Source organism: Burkholderia sp. B21-005 (assembly GCF_020843965.1).
In the GTDB taxonomy this organism is placed as follows: Bacteria; Pseudomonadota; Gammaproteobacteria; order Burkholderiales; family Burkholderiaceae; genus Burkholderia; species Burkholderia ambifaria.
Genome location: NZ_CP086301.1, coordinates 1,249,614 through 1,269,307 on the forward strand (window position 1 = coordinate 1,249,614; position 19,694 = coordinate 1,269,307).

The following is a 19,694-nucleotide window of genomic DNA, read 5'->3' on the forward strand; positions in this document are numbered from 1 at the left end:
ACGTGTGCCGGTTTCCCGCACGATTTCATAAATCGTCGAACACCCGGGTAATCACCGATATCTCCCAAGTTGTATATACAAGATCATCCGCTGGCAATGTCGGCGCACGTCGTGCCGGTTGCGCGCCAGCGTGCTGACCGTGCGTGCGTGGCGCATGCCGGCGATCCACGGCGCACCGCATCCCACGAGCCGAAAGGGCATCTCGTCAAAACCATTTGTGATCCTCAGTATCTTGGAGATTTTCTCGTGTCAACGAATCCCAGTGGAAAAGCCGGCGGTTTGATCGAGGTACGCTCGATCGATTTCATTCCCGACGCCGAACGCCACGGCGGGCTGCTGAGCCAGTTCACGCTGTGGCTGTCGGCGAACATGCAGATCACGGCCATCGTCACGGGCGCGCTCGCGGTCGTGCTCGGCGGCGACGTGTTCTGGTCGCTGGTCGCCCTGCTGCTCGGCCAGTTCGTCGGCGGCGCGGTGATGGCGCTGCACGGCGCGCAGGGGCCGCAGCTCGGGCTGCCGCAGATGATCTCGAGCCGCGTGCAGTTCGGCGTCTACGGTGCGATGATCCCGATCGTGCTCGTGTGCCTGATGTACATCGGCTTTTCCGCCAGCGGCTCGGTGCTCGCCGGGCAGGCCGTCGCGCAACTGCTGCACGTCGACGATGCGGCCGGCATCCTGTTGTTCGCGGCCGTGATCGTCGTGCTGACGGTGTTCGGCTATCGCGCGATCCACTTCGTCGGCCGGATCGCGAGCGTGGTCGGCATCATCGCGTTCGTCTACATGTTCACGCAGCTGTTCGCGAACCACGACGTCGGCGCGCTGCTCGCGAACCGGCACTTCTCGCTCGCGAGCTTCCTGCTGTCGATGTCGCTGTCCGCGTCGTGGCAGATCGCGTTCGGCCCGTACGTCGCCGACTATTCGCGCTACCTGCCGCGCTCGACGTCGTCGGTCGCCACGTTCCTCGCGGTCGGCCTCGGCTCGGTGATCGGCGCGCAGGCCGCGATGGTGTTCGGCGTGTTCGCGGCCGCGCTGGCCGGCAGCCAGTTCGCGCACCACGAGGTGTCGTACATCGTCGGGCTCGGCTCGACGGGCGCGGTTGCCGCACTGCTGTACTTGAGCATCGCGTTCGGCAAGGTGACGGTGACCGCGCTCAACGCCTACGGCAGCTTCATGTCGATGGCGACGATCGTCAGCGGTTTTCGCGGCAAGGGCGCGGTGTCGTCGCGCAGCCGTCTCGTCTACATCTTCGGGATGATCTGCGTGTCGACGCTGATCGCGCTCGCCGGCCGTCATTCGTTCCTGAAGGAATTCACCGCGTTCATCCTGTTCCTGCTCGCGTTCTTCACGCCGTGGAGCGCGATCAACCTGGTCGACTATTACTGCTTCACGCGTTCGCGCTACGACGTGCCGGCGCTGTCCGATCCGGATGGCCGCTACGGCCGCTGGAACGTGATGGCGATCACGATCTACGTGGTCGGCATCCTGGTGCAGCTGCCGTTCATGTCGACGCACATCTACACGGGCCCGCTCGTCGATGCGCTTGGCGGCACCGACATCTCGTGGATCCTCGGCCTCATCGTGCCGGCGGTGCTGTACTACGTCGGCGCGCGTGCGTCGCGACGCAGCATCCCCGAGCGCCTGATCCTGCCGCTCGAGCGCGGCGAGGTTCACCACTGACGCATCGCGTCGCCTGTCGGGCCGGCCTGTCGCCGGCCTGAGCGGCTCCGCCGCGCCGGACCCGGCGCGACCGGCAGCCGCGCTGCCCACACCTTCGTTATTCGCGATGCCGGCATGGCAGACTACCGTGCCCGGCATCGTTCCATTCTCTTTTCATTGGATAGTATGACTAAGCAAATGAACGCGCGGGGCAATCGTTCCCTGGCGCGATCGGCGCATGCCGGTCTTCGCGTGGCCGTCGCGGCCGCATGCATGGGCGGGTCGGGCGCCGTGCTCGCGCAGGACGGCGTCACGCTGTACGGCGTGATCGACGAATTCACGCAGTACGTGAATACCGGCAACGGCTATACCGCGGCGATCGGCTCGGGTGGACAGTGGGGCAGCCGCTTCGGGATGAAGGGCGGCGAGGACCTCGGCGGCGGCCAGAAGATCGAGTTCGCGCTCGAGAACGGCTTCAATCCGAACGACGGTTCGCTCGCCAGTTCGGGCAGCATGTTCAATCGTCAGGCGTGGGTCGGCATCGCGGGGCAGTGGGGCAAGGTGCGCGCGGGCCGCCAGAATTCGCCGCTGTTCAACGACCAGGGCGGGCAGGATGCGTTCGGCGGCGTCACGCAGGCGTCCGGCATGGACAACTTGACCGTGTTCGCGTTCCGCACGAGCAATACGCTGTCGTACCAGAGCCCCGAGCTCGCCGGCTTCCAGGCCGGGCTGTACGTCGGGTTCGGCGAGGCGGGCGGCGTGCGCTCCGCGGGGTCGAGCCAGCAGTTCGACGTGACCTACGAGCACGGGCCGTTCGCGGCGTTCGTCGCGGGCCAGTGGTTGAAGAACACGACGGCGACCACGACCGATCGCACGATCATGGCCGGTGCATCGTATGCGATCGGCAAGGCGACCGTGTACGGCGGCTTCTCCGCGGTGAAATGGGCCGACCTCGGCATCGATTCGCGTGTGTACGGGCTGTCGGTCAAGTACCAGCTCAACCCGGCGAACTACGTCGCGCTCGGCTATGCGTACCTGCACGACCAGACGTCGCAAGGCGACAACGCCGACCAGTTCGGGCTGATGTACGAATACGACCTGTCGAAGCGCACGAGCTTCTACGGCGCGCTGTCGTACCTGCGCAACCGCAACCAGGCCGGCTACACGCTCGCGGGCGCGGCGAACCCGGGCCTGCCGCTCGCATATCCGGGCGCGAACGCGCGCGGCGTGCAGCTCGGCATCGTGCATCGCTTCTGACGATGCATCGGGCGCCGGGCCGTATGGGCCGGCGCCTGCTTCCTTGTCGCGGATGCGCGCATTCGCGCCTACATCCCCAGCCGTTCCGCGAGCGAGTGCTGTTGCATGCAGCGCTCCATCGCGTCGAGGAACGCGTGCTCGGCCGCGTTCATCTTGCGGTCGCGATGCCACAGCAGGAACACGTCGACGTCGACGAGGCCGTCGTCGGGCGGCAGCCGCCACAGCCGTTGCTGCGCGATGTCGTCGCGCACGATGTGCTCGGGCAGGCAGCCGATCCCGTAACCGGCGAAGATCAGCCGCCGCACTTCCTCCAGGCTCGGCGACGACGCGACGATGCGCCCGGTGAAGCCCTTCTGGTCGCGGAACACGGTGAGCGGCGACAGGCTGTCGCCGATCTGGTCGCTCGTGAACGACACGAAATTCTCCGCGAGCAGGTCGTCCATCCGCAACTGTGTCTGCCCGAACAGCCGGTGATGGCGGCCGCAGTAGATCGCGTAGCGCTGGCGCAGGAAGCAGCGCATCTCCAGCTTGTCGTGCGGCGTGCGGCACAGGCCGAGCCCGGCAGTGGCCGTCTTCTGCAGCAGCGACGACAGGATGTCCGACGAGCGCATCACTTCGATCTGCAGATCGATGCGCGGATACGCGCGATGGAAGTCGGCGAGGAATGCGTCGTAGACGGGCGACTCGATGCGGCTCACCGTCAGCAGCCGGATCGAACCGGTGAGGTCGGCCGTGCTGTCGTCGAGCTCCGTTTCGAGCCGCGACACGCCGCCGTAGATGTCGCTCGCGATCCGGTACACGGCTTCGCCCGCCGGCGTCGGCGCGAAGTGCGCGCCGCGCCGCTCGATCAGCTTTCGCTCCAGTGTGTCCTCGAGCCGCCGCAGCGCCTGGCTCACGGCCGGCTGCGTCACGTGCAGGCGCGCGGCCGCCCGGCTCACGCTGCGCTCCTGCATGATCACCAGGTAGGTGCGCAGCAGGTTCCAGTCGAGGCGGTCGTTGAGAAAGGGGGCGAGGTCGGCGCGCATCGGGTCTCCGGGCGAAGCATCGGATCAGTCATTAGCTGAATTTATACGCGAAATAATAACTTGAAATTTGACTAATGATGGGCGGTCGCCGATAAAGGAGGGGCGCCGCACCGTGCGGCGCGAGGCCGCGACAGACGGCCGGCCACCACGATATAGCGCGTGCCGCGGCGCGCGTCAGGAGCCCGCATGACCCAGTCCCTTCCTTCCGCCCGCCAGCCGGCGCGTGCCGCGACGGCCGCGTTCGTCGGCACGATGATCGAGTGGTACGACTTCTACATCTACGCGACCGCCGCCGCGCTCGTGTTCGGCGAACTCTATTTCCCGTCGCATGACCGCTTCGTGAGCACGATGGCGTCGTTCGCGACGTTCGCGGTCGGCTTCTTCGCGCGCCCGCTCGGCGGCATCGTGTTCGGCCATCTCGGCGACCGCATCGGCCGCAAGAAGGCGCTGATGACGACGCTGATGATGATGGGCGTCGCGACCGTGTGCGTCGGGCTGCTGCCCGACTATTCGCAGGTCGGCATGCTCGCGCCGGTGCTGCTGATCGTGCTGCGCGTCGTGCAGGGGATCGCCGTCGGCGGCGAGTGGGGCGGCGCGGTGCTGATGGCGGGCGAACACGCGCCGCAGGGCCGCCGCACGTTCTTCGCGTCGTTCGCGCAGCTCGGCAGCCCGGCCGGGCTGATCCTGTCGCTGATCGCGTTTCGCGCGGTCACGTCGATGGACAAGGCCGATTTCCTCGCATGGGGCTGGCGCCTGCCGTTTCTCGCGAGTTCGGCGCTGCTCGTCGTCGGCCTCCTGATCCGGCTCGGCGTGAACGAGTCGCCGGAATTCGCGCGCGTGAAGGAGGCGAACCGCACCGTGAAGCTGCCGGTGGCCGAAGTGTTGCGCTCCGCGTCGGGGCTCGTGCTGCTCTGCATCGGCGCGAACACGATCGGGATCGCGGGCGTCTATTTCACCAACACGTTCATGATCGCGTACACCACGCAGTACGTCGGCGTGTCGCGCTCGCTGATCCTCGACAGCCTGTTCGCGGTCGCGATCATCCAGTTCATCGCGCAGCCGCTCGCCGCGTGGATCGCCGAACGTATCGGCGGCGCGCGTTTCCTGAAGATCGCCGCGCTGCTCGCGATGCTGTCGCCGTACCCGATGTTCATGCTCGTGCAGGGCGGCACCTCCGCGTCGCTCGTCGCCGGCATCGCGCTCGCGGTCGTGTGCATGGCCGGCTTCTATTCGGTGATCGCCGGCTTCGTGAGCGACGTGTTTCCCGCGCACGTGCGCTATTCGGCGATCTCGCTCGCGTACCAGGTGTGCGGCGCGATCGCGGGCGGCCTGACGCCGCTCGTCGGCACCTGGCTCGCGCATCGCTTCGCGGGCCAGTGGTGGCCGCTCGCGGTGTTCTACACGGGTCTCGCCGGCATCTCGCTGCTTTGCATCGTCGCGCTCGACGCGCGACGCGCGGCCCGGCCGGCCGCGGCCGAAGCGCTCGGCTCGCACTGACCCTCGACGAACGAATTCATCGGAGTGCAAATGAAAGACCTGTGGGAAATCGACGGTGCTCGCCTGTGGCGGAGCCTGGCCGACATGGCGCGCATCGGCGCGACGCCGCGCGGCGGCGTGCGGCGCCTCGCGCTGACGGACGACGACCGCCGCGGGCGCGACCTGTTCGCGCAGTGGTGCCGCGACGCGGGGATGACGGTGAGCGTCGACGCGGTCGGCAACCTGTTCGCGCGGCGCGACGGCACCGATGCGCAGGCCGCGCCGGTGCTGATCGGCAGCCATCTCGACACGCAGCCCGAAGGCGGGCGCTTCGACGGCGTGTACGGCGTGCTGGCCGGGCTCGAAGTCGTGCGCACGCTGAACGATGCGGGCATCGCGACCGGCAAGCCGCTCGAGATCGTGTCGTGGACCAACGAGGAGGGCGCGCGTTTCGCGCCGGCGATGCTCGGCTCGGCCGTGTTCACGGGCGCGCTGCCGCTCGACGACGCGCTCGCGAAGCAGGACGCCGACGGCATCACGCTCGGCGCCGCGCTGGACGCATGCGGCTGTCGCGGCACGCGTGCGCCGGGCGGCGCGGTCGACGCGTATTTCGAAGCGCATATCGAACAGGGGCCCGTGCTCGAGGCGAACGGCACGACGATCGGCATCGTCACGGGCGGGCAGGCGATTCGCTGGCTCGACGTGCGCGTGACGGGCGTGGCCGCGCATGCGGGCACGACGCCGATGCCGTATCGCAAGGACGCGTATTTCGCGAGCGCGCAGATGGCGCTCGAGCTCGAGCGCATCGTCGCCGGCTACGCGCCGCGCGGGCTCGCGACGATCGGGCAGGTCGGCATCCGCAACGCGTCGCGCAACACGATCGCCGGCGACGTGACGTTCACCGTCGACCTGCGCCATCACGACGATGCGCAAGTCGATGCGATGGAGCGCGCCCTGCGCGACGCATGCGCGCGCGTGGGCGCCGCGCGCGGCGTGCAAGTCGCGATCGATACCTGCTGGCGCAGCCCCGCGACGCCGTTCGACCGCAGCTGCGTCGACCTGGTCGCGCAGGCGGCGGATGCATTCGGCTATACGAACGAACGGATCGTCAGCGGCGCCGGTCACGATGCGATCCTGCTCGCGCGCCGCGTGCCGACCGCGATGGTGTTCATCCCGTGCGTCGACGGGCTGTCGCACAACGAGGCCGAGGACGCGCTGCCCGACGACGTGACGCGCGGCACGAACGTGCTGCTCAACGCGGTGCTCGCCCGGGCGGGCGTCGCGACGCGCGTGGCCGCGGCCGCGCACGATGCATGACGCGACGAATCGACGAGGACCGACGATGAAAACCTATTTCCACCCCGAACAGTTGCTGCACCATCCGCGCACCTACCTGTCGCGCGGCAGGATGCGCGAGCCGCAGGAAGTGCCCGAGCGCGCGGCGCGGCTGGTCGCGGCAGTGCGTTCGCTCGACTTCGACGTGCGCGAGCCGGCCGATCGCGGCACCGCGCCGATCGCGGCCGTGCACGACATGAACTACCTGCGCTTTCTGGAGGAAGCGCACCGCGACTGGAAACGGATGCCCGACGACTGGGGCGACGAAGTGATGTCGAACGTATTCGTGCGCGATCCGAACCCGCTGCGCGGCGTGCTCGCGAAAGCCGCGCGCTATCTCGCCGACGGCAGCTGCCCGGTCGGCGCGAACACGTGGCGCGCCGCGTACTGGTCGGCACAGAGCGCGCTCGCGGCCGCGGCGGACGTCAACGACGGCGCGCGCGACGCGTACGCGCTGTGTCGCCCGCCCGGCCATCACGCGCGCCGCGATGCGGCCGGCGGCTTCTGCTACCTGAACAACGCGGCGATCGCCGCGCAGGCGCTGCTCGGCCGCCATCGGCGGGTCGCGATCCTCGATACCGACATGCATCACGGGCAGGGCGTGCAGGAGATCTTCTACGGCCGCGACGACGTGCTGTACGTGTCGATCCACGGCGACCCGACCAATTTCTATCCGGTCGTCGCCGGTTACGAGGAAGAGACGGGCGCGGGCCCCGGCGACGGCTACAACCTGAACCTGCCGATGCCGCACGGCGCGCCCGAGTCGACCTTCTTCGAGCGGCTCGACGACGCGCTGCGCGCGCTCGCGCGGTTCCAGCCGGATGCGCTCGTGCTCGCGCTCGGTTTCGACATCTACCAGGACGACCCGCAATCGCAGGTGGCCGTCACGACCGACGGGTTCGGCCGGCTCGGCGGCGCGATCGGCGCGCTCGGCTTGCCGACGGTGATCGTGCAGGAGGGCGGTTATCACCTCGAGAGCCTCGATGCGAACGCACGTGCATTCTTCGACGGGTTCGCCGCCACGCGCTGATACGTCGACCCGGCGGCCGCGATGCGCGGCCCGTCAGCGACAACGCCCGCGTCGGCATTCCGGCGCGGGCGTTGTTCAATTGAGGTGCCGCGTATCGGCACCCTGCGGGTCGCGGTGCGCTTACGAGTTCGCGGCGACCGGCGCGCGGCGGCGTTGCATCCTTTGCAGTGCGACCAGCGCGAGCCCGGCCGCGGCAATCAGCCCGCCGACGAGCGGCACGGCCGCGTAGCCGAAGCCGGCCGAGATCGCCGCGCCGCCGGCTGCCGCGCCGACCGCATTGCCGAGGTTGAACGCGCCGATGTTGACGGCCGATGCGAGGCCCGGCGCTTCGTGTGCGGCACGCATCACGCGCATCTGCAGCGGCGGGACCACCGCGAACGTCGCGACACCCCACACCAGCAGCGTGGCGGCCGCGCCGACATGCGTGCGGGCGAGCAGCGGGAACCCGGCCATCGTCACGATCAGCAGCACCAGGAAGCCGATCAGCGTGGCGTCGAGCGAGCGGTCGGCGAGGCGGCCGCCGGCGATGTTGCCGATCGAGAAGCCGACGCCGATCAGCACGAGCATCGCGGTCACGAAACCGGGCGTCGCGCCGGTCAGGTGTTCGAGCGTCGGGGCGACGTACGTGTAGAGCGTGAACATCGCGCCGGCGCCGAGCACCGTGGTCGCGAGCGCGCCGAGCACGACGGGGCGCGTGAGCACCGACAGTTCGGCACGCAGGTTCGGCATCTTGCCGGCGTCGCCCTTCGGCAGCGCGGCGAACAGGCCGGCGATGGCGATCAGGCCGAGCGCGGCGGTGGCCGCGAACGACATGCGCCAGCCGATCATCTGGCCGAGCCAGGTCGCGGCCGGCACGCCGCCGACGTTCGCGATCGTGAGGCCCATGAACATCGTCGCGACCGCGCTGGCCTGCCGTTCACGCGGCACGAGGCCGGCCGCGACCACCGAGCCGAGCCCGAAGAACGCGCCGTGGTTGAGGCTCGTGACGAGTCGTGCGAGCAGCAGCGTCGTGTAGTCCGGCGCGATGGCCGACAGCAGGTTGCCGATCGTGAAGATCGACATCAGCGCGATCAGCGCCGAGCGGCGCGACCAGCGCGCGAGCAGCAGCGTCATCAGCGGCGCGCCGACCATCACGCCGATCGCATACGCGCTGATCAGCATGCCGGCCTGCGGAATCGACACGTGTACGCCGTCGGCGATCACGGGCAGCAGGCCCATCGGCGAGAACTCGGTCGTGCCGATGCCGAACGCACCGGCGGCGAGCGCCAGCAGCGGCAGCGCGGCGCTGCCGCCCGGGCGGGAAGGAGAGGAAGTCGTGGTGTTCACGCGATGCGCTCCTGTAAGCGTGGGGCAACGGCATCGGCCGTTGTGGACAGGGTGAAGTGTGCCTGCATGACTTTTGCGGAAAAAGCCGTATCCGGGCGAAATTATCTTGATTTCATGTCAACAATGCGGGTTTGGGGCCGCGTGCGTGCGCGGCCCGCGGCCTCGGGCTGCTCGGGCGACGGGGCACGACAGCCGGCCCGTTGTGGCGCAAGCGCGTCATCCTTCCCGCCGATCCTGTACCCGCGCGGCTCGCGGCCAAAAAAAGCCCCGGTCACAGGGGGACCGTGACCGGGGCGGGAAGGCATCCTCTCTTTGGCACGAGGGTTGGATGCGGGCGCAGTATATTTCGGGGCATAACGATTCGAAATGACGTTAAACGGCCGTTTTTGGTGTCAATTTAAAAATAGCGACGCCGCAGCGCCGATTGTCATGAGTCTGAAAGGATTTTCGTACGTTCCAGCGGATGTTTACGTGCGATGACAGAGAGGCCGGCCGTCGCGCGACGCGGCCGGATCTGCGGTCGGCGATGCTACGGAATCCGTCGCAGGCGCGCGGGTTGAGCGCGCCGGCGCTCGGTCAGTCCGCGTGGCCGGCTGCGTCGCGCACGGCATCGAGAAACCGCGCGACGACGGGGGAAGCGGGCGCCGCCGCGCCGTCGAACACGAACTCGATGTCGAAGCGGCCCGCGAGTTCGTCGAGCGCGACGAGCCGGACCGTGCGCGGGCACGTCGGCGACGCGCTTTCCGGCACGAAGGCGCAACCCATGCCGGCCGCGACGAGCCCGATCAGCGTCGGGATATCGCTGCCGACCTGCGCGATGCGCGGCGTGAAGCCCGCGCGTTCGCACTGCGCCATCAGGAAGCGATGGTGCGCGGCGGAGCGCTGCGCGTCGAACCACACGAACGGTTCGTGCGCGACGTCGGCGAGCGTGCGCGGCGCGTGAAAGCGCCCTCCGGGTGGCGCGGGCATCGCCAGCACGAATCGGTCGCTCAGCAGCCGCACGCCCGACAGATGCGGTGCCTCGTCGCGGCGCCACGCCATGATGCCGCCATCGAGCTGGCCGCGCATCAGCGCCGCCGCCTGCTCGGCCGACAGCATCGGCGCAATCGACAGCTTCACGTCCGGACACGCGTCGCGAAACGTCTTGAGCACGTTCGCGACGACCGGCAGCGGCAGGCAGTTCGGCAGCGCGCCGAGCCGCAGTTCACCGAGCTGGCCGGCCGCGCTGCGCAACGCGCGTTCGCGGCTGTCCTGCAACGTCGCGAGCAGGCCCGTCGCATCCTGCAGGAAACTCGCGCCGGCCGCCGTGAGCGTGACGCCCGTCGTGCGGCGGATCAGCAGCGGCGTACCGATCGCGTCCTCGAGCTCGCGGATCTGCCGCGACAGCGCAGGCTGGACGATGCCGGCCGCGCGGGCGCCGGCCATCACGCTGCCGGCTTGCGCGACCGCCACGAAGTAACGCAGGTGACGCAGTTCGATCTGGCGCATGCGGTGTCGGCTCCGGTTTCGATGAAGGGGATATGCCTGTCAAGCATAGCAAGGGTCATTAAATGGTATTGGAAAGCATGGCCGGCGTGCCGTACGATGGGTGCGGTTGCCAGGCCTGTTCACAGGCCGCGTGCGTTTCCCTTGTCCCGACTGTCCCCACCGTGTCCCGCGCCATGCCGCTTCATATCCCGACCCCCTATATCCGTTCGCAAATCGCGTCGCGCCGCCTCGGCACGAACATCCGGCTGAAGCTCGACGCGCTGCAGCCGTGCGGTTCGTTCAAGTTGCGTGGCATCGGCGCGGTTTGCGAAGTGCGGCATGCGGCCGGCGCGCGCCGGTTCGTGTCGTCGTCAGGCGGCAATGCGGGCATCGCGGTGGCGTATTGCGGTCGTGAACTCGGCGTGCCGGTGCTCGTCGTCGTGCCGGAAACCGCGTCGGCCCGCGCGCGCGAGCTGATTCGTGTGGAAGGCGCGGAGGTGGTCGTGCACGGCGCGAGCTGGGCCGAGGCGAACGCGTTCGCGCTGTCGGCCGTCGGCGCGCAGGACGCGTTCGTGCATCCGTTCGACGACCCCGTGCTGTGGCAAGGGCACGCGACGATGATCGACGAGATGGCGGCGACCGGCCCGAAGCCCGACGCGGTCGTGCTTGCGGTCGGCGGCGGCGGGCTGCTGTGCGGCGTGCTCGAGGGGCTCGCGCGCAACGGCTGGCACGACGTGCCGGTCGTCGCGGTCGAGACGGAGGGCGCCGACAGCTATGCACGCTCGGTCGCGCAGGGGCGCCCGGTCGAATTGCCGGCGATCACGAGCATCGCGACGTCGCTCGGCGCGAAGCAGCCGTGTGACGCAGCGGTCGAATGGGCGACGCGGCATGCGATTCATCCGGTCGTCGTGTCGGATGCGCAGGCGGTGGCGGCGTCGTTGCGGTTCCTGGACGAGCACCGGATCGTCGTCGAGCCGGCGTGCGGCGCGGCATTGGCCGCGCTCGAGCAGTCGGTGCCGGTGCTTGCGTCGGCGTCGGACATCGCGGTGATCGTGTGCGGCGGCGTGACGGCGACGGTCGAGCAACTGCAGACGTTGAACGCGACGCTGCGGTAACGCGCCGACGCCCTCACGCCCCCCGTCCGTTATGCGGCGCAGCCGGCCGACGATGCAGACGAAGCCGTAACGGCGCTCGCGCAGTCAGTTCGCGGCGGGCGCGCTGGCGCCGGACGGCGCGGACGATGTGACGGGAGCGGCTGCCGACGCAGGCGCTTTATCTGTGGTCGTCGAAGCTGCGCTCGACGGCACAGGTGCGGATGCCGCGGATACGGGCGTGGCCGATACCGGCGTTGCAGCCGCGGTCGTGGCAGCCACAGGCGTCGAAGCAGCCGACGTCGATGCGGCCGACGTCGATGCGGCCGACAGCGAAGCGGCCGGCGCCGAAGCAGCCGGCGTCGACGCCGAAGCGGGCATCGGAGCAGCAGAGGCAGGTGCCGAAGCCGGCAGCGGAGCCGACGCGGGCGCTGCCCCCCCACCGGCCCCCGGCACGACACCGCGCATCGTCCCCGGCGCGACCACGGCCGATGCCGCCGCAGGTGCGGCCGGCACGACGGGCGTGCCCGGCGTCGGCGCGACGCTCGGCACCGACAGCGGCACCGGCGCGGCCGGCGGGGTCGGCACGACGGGCGTCGTCATCTTCATCGGCTCGCCCTGCGGCGTCGGTGCGGGTTCGGGCAGCGGCGCGACGGGTTCCTTCTCGGCCGCTTTCACGGTTGCGCGATCGCGGCGGGCGGGATCGATCTTCAGGAAATGCTCGACGAGATTGAAGAAGCGCTCGTAGAACACGCCGGCGGGAATCGTCTCGCTCGCCGTCTTCACGAGCGCGTCGTCGCTCGAGCCGATCGGCAGCGACAGCGACCCGAACACGCTGAGCCCGACGCTGGCCGACGTATTCGACTTCTTCAGCGTGTAGCGGTCCTGCACCGCGTTCACGTACGCGATGCTCGACGTGCCGTCCGCGTTCGCGTCCGCGCACACGACGTGAAACTCGATCACGACGTGCATGTCGTTGTTCGGCTGGAAATTCTTGCTGCCGTCGACCGCATCGTTGCGCGACGACGACACGACATAGCCCTGGCTCAGCAGCGCGCGACGCGCGGCCTCGCAGGCCGCGTCGGATTTCGAGCGGAACGTGTGCGCATACGGGCTGCTCGTCGCGTCGAACTGCTCCTGCTGGTAGATCGGCTTGGGCGGCGACGAGCACGCCGCCAGCACGGCCGCGGCCGCGAGCGCGCACGAAACGGAAAACAGGCGAAGTCGGTTGTGCATGGCGTCTTTCAAAAGGCTCGGCGAAATGCCGTGCGGGGCGGCGGGCGCCGCCAACGCGATGCCGCGCAACGGCTGGGCCGGTGCACGGCGCTTGGCAATCTCGTATGGCCGGGGCGTCATTATAGGTTCGTTTGATGTCGCGCTTGCTTCAGCCGGCCGGCGCCGGGCGCGCGACGGCGAGCAATTGCGACACGAGCGGATGGTGTTCGCCGCGCCGCGAGCGGATCGCATGGATTTCCTCGGTCACGTCGCCGGCACGGCCGAGCCGGCGCAGCCCGCGCAACAGCGATGCGTCGTTCGCGCCGAGTTCGCTGAGCGGAAACACGCCCAGGCCGCGTGCCGCGAACACGGCCATCAGCGCGCTGTCCTCGAATTCGCCGGCCACGCGGGGCACGATCCGTTCCCGCTCCAGCCACAGGTCCAGGCGTGCGCGTAGCGCCGAATGGGCAGTCGGCAGCAGCACCGGCAGCTCGGCGAGGCAGTGCGGGAAGCGCTGCCGCGCGGCGGGCGTGACGAGCGCCGCGGGCCCGTACCAGTCGACCGGCGACGCGACGAGCCGCTCGCTCGTCACGCGCAGATTCGACCCCGAAGGCGCCCCCTGGCCGGCCAGCACGAGATCGAGGTGATGCAGGGCCAGTTCCGCGAGCAGCGCGTCGTGCTCGCCCTCGTGACACAGCAGCCGAAGCGTGGGCGTGTCGAGCACCGGCGCGAGGATCGCATGCGCGGCCAGCTTCGAGATCCCGTCCGCGAGGCCGACCGCGAGCCGCACGGTCGGCTGGCTGGCCGCCGCGCGCACTTCGTCGGGGATCAGCCGGCCCATCTCGAAGATGACCTCCGCGCGCGCATACGCGGCTTGGCCCGCATCGGTCATCGTGACGCCGCGCCCGGCCGGGCGCAGCAGCTGGTGGCCGAGCGACTTCTCCAGGTCGCGCACCTGCGCGCTGATCGTTTGCACGGCCATGTCGAGCCGCTCGGCGGCGCGCGCGAAGCCACCTTCCTTCACGACGACCCAGAAATAGTACAGATGGCGAAAATTCAGCATCGGATCGAAATTTCGAAAAAACCGAACCAAAGATCAGATTCTCGCTGATTTTTCCGAAGTCGTGGAATGCCTATCATTGGGCTTTCCACATTCGAATCGGCCCTTTTCATGGACTATCTGCTGACGCTTGCCGCCGACCCCGCCGTCTGGGCCGCGCTCCTGACGCTCGTCGTGATGGAAGTCGTGCTCGGCATCGACAACCTGATCTTCATCTCGATCCTCAGCAACAAGCTGCCGGAAGCGCAGCGCGCCCGCACCCAGCGCCTGGGCATCGCGCTCGCGCTCGTGATGCGCCTCGCGCTGCTCGGCAGCGTCGCGTGGATCGCGAGCCTCACCGAACCGGTGTTCACGCTGTTCGATCACGCGTTCTCGTGGCGCGACATGATCCTGCTGTCGGGCGGCCTGTTCCTCGTGTGGAAGGCGACCACCGAGATCCATCATCACGTGTCGCATGACGCCGACGGCTCGGGTGCGTCCGGCGGCGCGGCCGGCCTGACGGTCTGGGCCGCGATCGGCCAGATCGTGATGCTCGACATCGTGTTCTCGATCGACAGCATCGTGACCGCGATCGGCATGACCGAGCACGTCCCGATCATGTTCGTCGCGGTGATCGTCGCGGTGAGCGTGATGCTGTTCGCCGCCCAGCCGCTCGCACGCTTCATCGACCGCAACCCGACCATCGTGATGCTCGCGCTGTCGTTCCTCGTCGTGATCGGCATGACGCTGATCGCGGAAGGTTTCGGTTCGCACGTGCCGAAGGGCTATATCTACGCGGCGATGGCGTTCTCGGCGTTCGTCGAGGGCATGAACATGCTGGCGCGTCGTGCGAAGGCCAAGCGCGCGGCGCGCGGCGAAGCTCACTGAGCAAGCGGGCGGGCGAGGGCCCGCCCTCGATCCGGAATTCTCAACGAAAGGAGAAGCGCGATGAAATGTCCGGTCTGCAAGACGCCCGACCTGCTGATGGCCGAGCGCCAGTCGATCGAGATCGACTACTGTCCGACGTGCCGCGGCGCGTGGCTCGATCGTGGCGAACTCGACAAGCTGATCGCACGCGAAACCGGCGAGGTGCCGGCACGCCGCGACGAGCCGCCGGTGCGGCACGATGCCCACGCACAGCGCGGGCGTGACGACGGCTGGGGGCGCGACGGCCGCCCGCACGACGACCGTTACCGGCACGACGGCCAGCGTCGCAAGAAGTCGATGTTCGACCCGTTCGATTTCGATTGAACGCGACGGCGCGCGCGTACCGCGCCGCACATAGCAAAAAGCCCCGCCAGGTGTGATGCCTGGCGGGGCTTTGTCATGCGCGTGACGCGATGAACACGCGCCGGCGCTTACGCGTTGCCGGCCGTCACGTCGATGCGGCGCGGGCGTGTTTCCTCGCGGCGCGGAATCGTCAACGTGAGCACGCCGTCGCGCAGGCTCGCATCGATTTGCGACGTGTCGAGATCGGGGCTCAGCACGAACGTGCGCACGAAGCGCGGCGCGCGGACCTCGGCATGGCGCACGCGCAGGTCGGCCGGCGTGTCGATGCGCGTGTCGGCTTCGATCGTCAGCGTGTTGTCGTGCACCTTCACGTCGAGGTTCTCGCGCGGCACGCCGGGCAGGTCGGCGCGCAGCGTGACGCGCCGCGCGTCCTCGACGATATCGACGGCCGGCGTGATCGCGGGCCGGCGCGCAGCTTCGGCGGCGGCCGCGTGGACGGCACCGGTCCTGTGTTCGGTCAGGGTCTGGCTGGTATTCATGTCGTTCTCCTGAAGGTTACTGAACGGTGATCGCACGCGGCTTCGCTGCCTCGCGCCGGCCGACGCGAATCAGCAGGCAGCCGTTTTCATAGCGGGCGCTGACGTTGTCGGCGTCGGCGTTCTGCGGCAGCTCGACGACGCGCCGGAACGCACCGTGAAAGCGCTCCTGCGCGTAGGTGCGCAGGTCGTCGCCGGCGTCGTGCGGCACCGGCTTGCGCTCGCCGCTGATCGTCAGCAGGTCCTTGTCGATCGACACGTCGAAGTCGGCCGCGGCCATGCCGGGGGCGAACGCGACGATCTCGATCGCGTCGTCGGTCGCGCCGACGTTCAGCGCGGGAAACGCGCTCGGCCGCACCGCGCGGATGCCGGTCGGATGCTCGCCGAACAGGCTCGCCATCTGCCGCTGCACGCGGGCGAATTCGTCGAACAGGTCGTAGCCGTGATGGATACCGCTCATGAAGGTCCTCCGGAACATGAAGTGCGAAAGACGCGACGACGCGACGCCGACGGCGTGTGCGATGCGCGGTTTTCCGCTGAGTCGAAACGGGGGCAGTGCGCGTGACGGGCACTGCCTGGCAACGGGTAATTAGAGGTCGTCGCGGCGGTTTTCAAGAGGGAAATTGCAACCGGCATCAACGCGTGACGATGCGAATCGATGCGACAATCGTCGCGCTATCCACAGACCACGGAGACGGGACGGACATGGACATTCAACGCATCGCGATCGTTGGTGCCGGCGTGATCGGCGCGAGCTGGGCGGCTTTCTATCTGTCGCAGGGCTTCGACGTCGTCGCGACCGATCCCGCGCCGCAGGCCGACGCGCGGCTGCGCGACGCACTCGCCGCGTTTCTCGGCGAACGCGCCGCCGAACTTTCCGCGCGGCTGTCGTTCGACGCGGATCTCGGGCGCGCGCTCGACGGCGTCGATTTCGTACAGGAGAACGGCCCCGAACGGCTCGACCTGAAGCGCGCGTTGTACCGGCAGATGGACGACGTGCTGCCCGCGCGCGTGCCGATCGCATCGAGTTCGTCGGGCCTGAAGATGTCGGAGATCCAGACCGCATGCGACAAGCATCCGGAACGCTGCCTGATCGCGCATCCGTTCAACCCGCCGCACCTGATTCCGCTCGTCGAGCTGGTCGGCGGCGACGCGACCGACCCGGGCGTGATCGCGCGCGTGAAGGCGTTCTACGACGCGCTCGGCAAGCAGACGATCGTGCTCAACAAGGAAATGACCGGTCACGTCGCGAACCGGCTCGCGGCCGCGCTGTTTCGCGAGGTGTATCACCTGGTCGGCGAAGGCGTGGTGAGCGTCGCCGATGCGGACAAGGCCGTCGCGTGGGGCCCGGGCCTGCGCTGGGGCCTGATGGGGCAGTGTCTGACCTATCACCTCGGCGGCGGCGCGGGCGGGATCGCACACTTCCTCGAACACCTGTCGGGGCCGATCACGACGTGGTGGGACGACCTCGGCACGCCGTCGTTCGATCCGGCCGTCGATCGCAAGCTGAACGACGAACTGCGCGCGATCCAGGGCGAGCGTTCGATGCAGGAACTGGCGGCCGAGCGCGACCGGCTGCTCGTCGAGCTGATCGACGCGCGGCGGCGCAGTTTCCTGCCCTGAGCGCCCGCTACAGTTCGGCGGCGGCCGTGATCAGCGTCGCCTCGAGCGCGAGCGTCGAGCGTGACGCAGCCGCGGGCCGGTCGATCACGTATTCGAGCTCGCCGAGTTCGGGCAGCCCCGCGTCGAGCCGTGCCAGCCCGGCCGGAATCACGTAGCCGGCGAACGCGCTGACGCCGAGCCCCGCGCTCGCGGCCGCGCGCAGCACCGCGATGCTGCTGCTCACGACGGCGATCCGGTAAGGGCGGCCGACCGCCTCCAGCGACTCGAGCACGCGGCGGCGCGACACGCTCGGCTCCGGATGCAGCGCGAGCGGCAGCACGGCCTCGTGGCCGGTGATCCGCGAATCGGGGCCGGTGCACCAGTACAGCGGTTCGCTGCGGATCACGCGGCCGCGCCGGCTGCCCGCGACGCGCTTTGCGAACACCAGATCGTGGCGGCCTTCGTCGAGCGCATCGAACAGGTCGCCCGACAGCCCCGTCGAGATCGCGAGCTCGACGTCCGGGTTGCGCTGCACGAAGCTCGCGAGCGCGGCCGTCAGGTGCGCGCTCGCGAAATCCTCCGACATCGCAAGCCGTACCTTGCCCGACAGCGGCGGGCCGCACACCGACGTGACGGCCTCGTCCATCAGTTCGAGAATGCGCACCGCGTAGCGGAACAGCGCGTCGCCGTGCTGCGACAGGTGCACGTTGCGCGTGTCGCGCTCGAACAGCGGCCGGTCGAGCAGCTCCTCGAGGCGGCGGATGTGCTGGCTGACGGTCGACTGCGACAGGCTCACGCGCTCGGACGCGGCGGTGAAACTGCCGGACTGGGCGACGGCGACGAAGCTGCGCAGCAACTCGGGCGGTAAGGGACGCATTGCTAAATCCACTGAATCGGTTTCGACAACTTCATAAATGGCCGGATTTTGCGGCGCTAGTATCGGATCACGCCCTGGTGCGGCCCATGCAAGGGGGCACATCGGACGCGTAGCCCGTGCCGTGCCGCCAGCTCCATCGGTCAGTCTAAGCCATCCGGCGTCCGGCCCGAAACCGCATCATCCCATCGACCGCCCGAGAATGCGCTCGCACGACGAGCCGCCGGGTCGCGGCGCCCCGCCGCAGGAGACAGACTGTCCGCGCCCGGGACCGGCGTGCGGGCCTGACTCCCGCACGCGTCAGGCGCTCGTCACGAAGAGACTGGAGACGACTCATGATCATCTACGGAACCGCGCTACTGGCGTTCTGCCATCTGGCCGGGCTGTTCCTCGGCGACCTGCTGGGCACCGCGATCGGCGTGAAGACCAACGTCGGCGGCGTCGGCATCGCGATGCTGCTGCTGATCTGCCTGCGCCTGTGGCTGCACCGGCGCGGCTGGCTGCCGAAGGAGACCGAGGCGGGCGTCGGTTTCTGGGGCGCGATGTACATCCCGGTCGTCGTCGCGATGGCCGCGAACCAGAACGTCGTCGCCGCGCTGAAGGGCGGACCGGTCGCGCTGCTGGCCGCCGTCGGCGCGGTCGGGATCTGCGCATGCTGCATTGCGGTACTCGCGCGCACCGGACGCGACGACACGGCCTTCGCGGGCGTGCCGCAATTCGAAGAACAGTGAAGGAGGCCGCCATGTTGCAGATGCTCGAAAAAACCGTCGCCCATAACGGGCTCGTCGCGTCGTTCGCGCTGGTCGGCCTGATCATGTGGCTGTCGTCGATCGCGTCGCGCAAGCTCACGTTCGGCCGCGTACACGGCTCCGCGATCGCGATCGTGATCGGTCTTGTGCTCGCCTATGTCGGCGGCGCGTTCACCGGCGGCGAGAAGGGGCTCGCCGACGTGCGGTTGTTCGCCGGTGTCGGCCTGATGGGCGGCGCGATGCTGCGCGATTTCGCGATCGTCGCGACCGCGTTCGAAGTGCAGCCGACCGAGGCGCGCAAGGCCGGCCTCGTCGGCGTCGTGTCGCTGCTGCTCGGCACCGTGCTGCCGTTCATCGTCGGCGCGTGCATCGCGCGCGCGTTCGGTTACACCGATGCGGTCAGCATGACGACCATTGGCGCGGGCGCCGTCACCTACATCGTCGGGCCCGTCACGGGCGCGGCGATCGGCGCGAGCTCCGACGTGATCGCGCTCAGCATCGCGACGGGGCTGGTCAAGGCGATCATCGTGATGGTCGGCACGCCGGTCGCGGCCAACTTCATGGGCCTGAAGACGCCGCGCTCCGCGATGATCTTCGGCGGCCTCGCCGGCACCGTGAGCGGCGTGAGCGCGGGCCTCGCCGCGACCGACCGCCGGCTCGTGCCGTATGGCGCGCTGGTCGCGACGTTCCATACGGGCGTCGGCTGCCTGCTCGGCCCGTCGCTGCTGTTCTTCACGACGCGCGCGCTGGTCGGCGCATAGCTGCCGCGTGCGACTCGGCGGGCCG

At 69.0% G+C, this 19,694-nt stretch carries 19 protein-coding genes; 11 read left to right on the top strand and 8 right to left on the bottom strand.

Annotated features, from left to right (window positions below; translation table 11 throughout):
• The first annotated feature begins 246 nt into the window (after positions 1-246).
• Entirely contained in the window at positions 247-1,677 is a 1,431-nt protein-coding gene (locus tag LMA02_RS05835; protein WP_228907241.1) for a purine-cytosine permease family protein, read from the top strand.
• Positions 1,678-1,842: 165 nt separating this feature from the next.
• Positions 1,843-2,913: a porin gene (locus tag LMA02_RS05840; protein ID WP_228907242.1), complete on the top strand. Its 1,071-nt coding sequence runs from the start codon at positions 1,843-1,845 to the stop codon at positions 2,911-2,913.
• 68 nt (positions 2,914-2,981) lie between these two features.
• On the opposite strand, the gene LMA02_RS05845 is transcribed toward LMA02_RS05840, so the two are convergent.
• Positions 2,982-3,938 (bottom strand): LysR family transcriptional regulator, encoded by a 957-nt coding sequence (locus tag LMA02_RS05845; RefSeq protein ID WP_228907243.1) that lies wholly within the window; start codon positions 3,936-3,938, stop codon positions 2,982-2,984.
• 186 nt (positions 3,939-4,124) lie between these two features.
• On the opposite strand from LMA02_RS05845, the gene LMA02_RS05850 reads away from it, so the two are divergent.
• The 3 genes from LMA02_RS05850 to LMA02_RS05860 are packed head-to-tail and all read left to right on the top strand — an operon-like array spanning position 4,125 to position 7,779.
• Positions 4,125-5,435: an MFS transporter gene (locus LMA02_RS05850; RefSeq protein WP_228907244.1), complete on the top strand. Its 1,311-nt coding sequence runs from the start codon at positions 4,125-4,127 to the stop codon at positions 5,433-5,435.
• Between the two features lie 30 nt (positions 5,436-5,465).
• Positions 5,466-6,731 carry a Zn-dependent hydrolase gene (locus LMA02_RS05855; protein WP_228907245.1) on the top strand — a complete coding sequence of 422 codons (1,266 nt, stop codon included), beginning with the start codon at positions 5,466-5,468 and terminating at the stop codon, positions 6,729-6,731.
• Positions 6,732-6,756: 25 nt separating this feature from the next.
• Positions 6,757-7,779: a histone deacetylase family protein gene (locus LMA02_RS05860; protein ID WP_228907246.1), complete on the top strand. Its 1,023-nt coding sequence runs from the start codon at positions 6,757-6,759 to the stop codon at positions 7,777-7,779.
• 120 nt (positions 7,780-7,899) lie between these two features.
• Here LMA02_RS05860 and LMA02_RS05865 read toward each other — a convergent pair whose 3' ends face one another.
• The gene (locus tag LMA02_RS05865) at positions 7,900-9,105 is read right to left on the bottom strand and encodes an MFS transporter (RefSeq protein WP_228907247.1); all 1,206 of its coding nucleotides are present in this window, start codon (positions 9,103-9,105) and stop codon (positions 7,900-7,902) included.
• A 576-nt stretch (positions 9,106-9,681) separates the two neighbouring features.
• On the bottom strand, positions 9,682-10,593 hold the full coding sequence (locus tag LMA02_RS05870; RefSeq protein ID WP_228907248.1) for a LysR family transcriptional regulator: 912 nt from the start codon (positions 10,591-10,593) through the stop codon (positions 9,682-9,684).
• Positions 10,594-10,766: 173 nt separating this feature from the next.
• On the opposite strand from LMA02_RS05870, the gene LMA02_RS05875 reads away from it, so the two are divergent.
• Complete coding sequence (locus LMA02_RS05875) at positions 10,767-11,687, top strand: pyridoxal-phosphate dependent enzyme (protein WP_228907249.1); 921 nt, start codon at positions 10,767-10,769, stop codon at positions 11,685-11,687.
• Between the two features lie 84 nt (positions 11,688-11,771).
• Here LMA02_RS05875 and LMA02_RS05880 read toward each other — a convergent pair whose 3' ends face one another.
• The gene (locus LMA02_RS05880) at positions 11,772-12,899 is read right to left on the bottom strand and encodes a DUF2242 domain-containing protein (protein WP_228907250.1); all 1,128 of its coding nucleotides are present in this window, start codon (positions 12,897-12,899) and stop codon (positions 11,772-11,774) included.
• A 148-nt stretch (positions 12,900-13,047) separates the two neighbouring features.
• Positions 13,048-13,941: a LysR family transcriptional regulator gene (locus LMA02_RS05885; protein WP_166726053.1), complete on the bottom strand. Its 894-nt coding sequence runs from the start codon at positions 13,939-13,941 to the stop codon at positions 13,048-13,050.
• 108 nt (positions 13,942-14,049) lie between these two features.
• Here LMA02_RS05885 and LMA02_RS05890 point away from each other — a divergent pair, with 108 nt between their 5' ends.
• Positions 14,050-14,805, top strand: coding sequence for a TerC family protein (locus tag LMA02_RS05890; protein ID WP_228907251.1), 756 nt, complete (start codon positions 14,050-14,052; stop codon positions 14,803-14,805).
• A gap of 60 nt (positions 14,806-14,865) precedes the next feature.
• Positions 14,866-15,168 (top strand): zf-TFIIB domain-containing protein, encoded by a 303-nt coding sequence (locus LMA02_RS05895; RefSeq protein WP_228907252.1) that lies wholly within the window; start codon positions 14,866-14,868, stop codon positions 15,166-15,168.
• Positions 15,169-15,275: 107 nt separating this feature from the next.
• On the opposite strand, the gene LMA02_RS05900 is transcribed toward LMA02_RS05895, so the two are convergent.
• On the bottom strand, positions 15,276-15,686 hold the full coding sequence (locus LMA02_RS05900; RefSeq protein ID WP_228907253.1) for an Hsp20/alpha crystallin family protein: 411 nt from the start codon (positions 15,684-15,686) through the stop codon (positions 15,276-15,278).
• Between the two features lie 16 nt (positions 15,687-15,702).
• On the bottom strand, positions 15,703-16,143 hold the full coding sequence (locus LMA02_RS05905; RefSeq protein WP_228907254.1) for an Hsp20/alpha crystallin family protein: 441 nt from the start codon (positions 16,141-16,143) through the stop codon (positions 15,703-15,705).
• Positions 16,144-16,388: 245 nt separating this feature from the next.
• Between LMA02_RS05905 and LMA02_RS05910 the strand changes: the two genes are divergently transcribed.
• A complete protein-coding gene (locus tag LMA02_RS05910) occupies positions 16,389-17,306 on the top strand; it encodes a 3-hydroxyacyl-CoA dehydrogenase NAD-binding domain-containing protein (RefSeq protein WP_228907255.1) in 918 nt (305 codons plus the stop codon).
• 7 nt (positions 17,307-17,313) lie between these two features.
• Here LMA02_RS05910 and LMA02_RS05915 read toward each other — a convergent pair whose 3' ends face one another.
• A complete protein-coding gene (locus tag LMA02_RS05915) occupies positions 17,314-18,162 on the bottom strand; it encodes a LysR substrate-binding domain-containing protein (RefSeq protein WP_011656476.1) in 849 nt (282 codons plus the stop codon).
• A gap of 332 nt (positions 18,163-18,494) precedes the next feature.
• Here LMA02_RS05915 and madL point away from each other — a divergent pair, with 332 nt between their 5' ends.
• Together madL and madM are read left to right on the top strand one after the other, a co-directional pair.
• Positions 18,495-18,890 (top strand): malonate transporter subunit MadL, encoded by a 396-nt coding sequence (madL, locus tag LMA02_RS05920; RefSeq protein WP_166726046.1) that lies wholly within the window; start codon positions 18,495-18,497, stop codon positions 18,888-18,890.
• An 11-nt stretch (positions 18,891-18,901) separates the two neighbouring features.
• The gene (madM, locus tag LMA02_RS05925) at positions 18,902-19,669 is read left to right on the top strand and encodes a malonate transporter subunit MadM (protein WP_228907256.1); all 768 of its coding nucleotides are present in this window, start codon (positions 18,902-18,904) and stop codon (positions 19,667-19,669) included.
• Positions 19,670-19,694 lie beyond the last annotated feature (25 nt).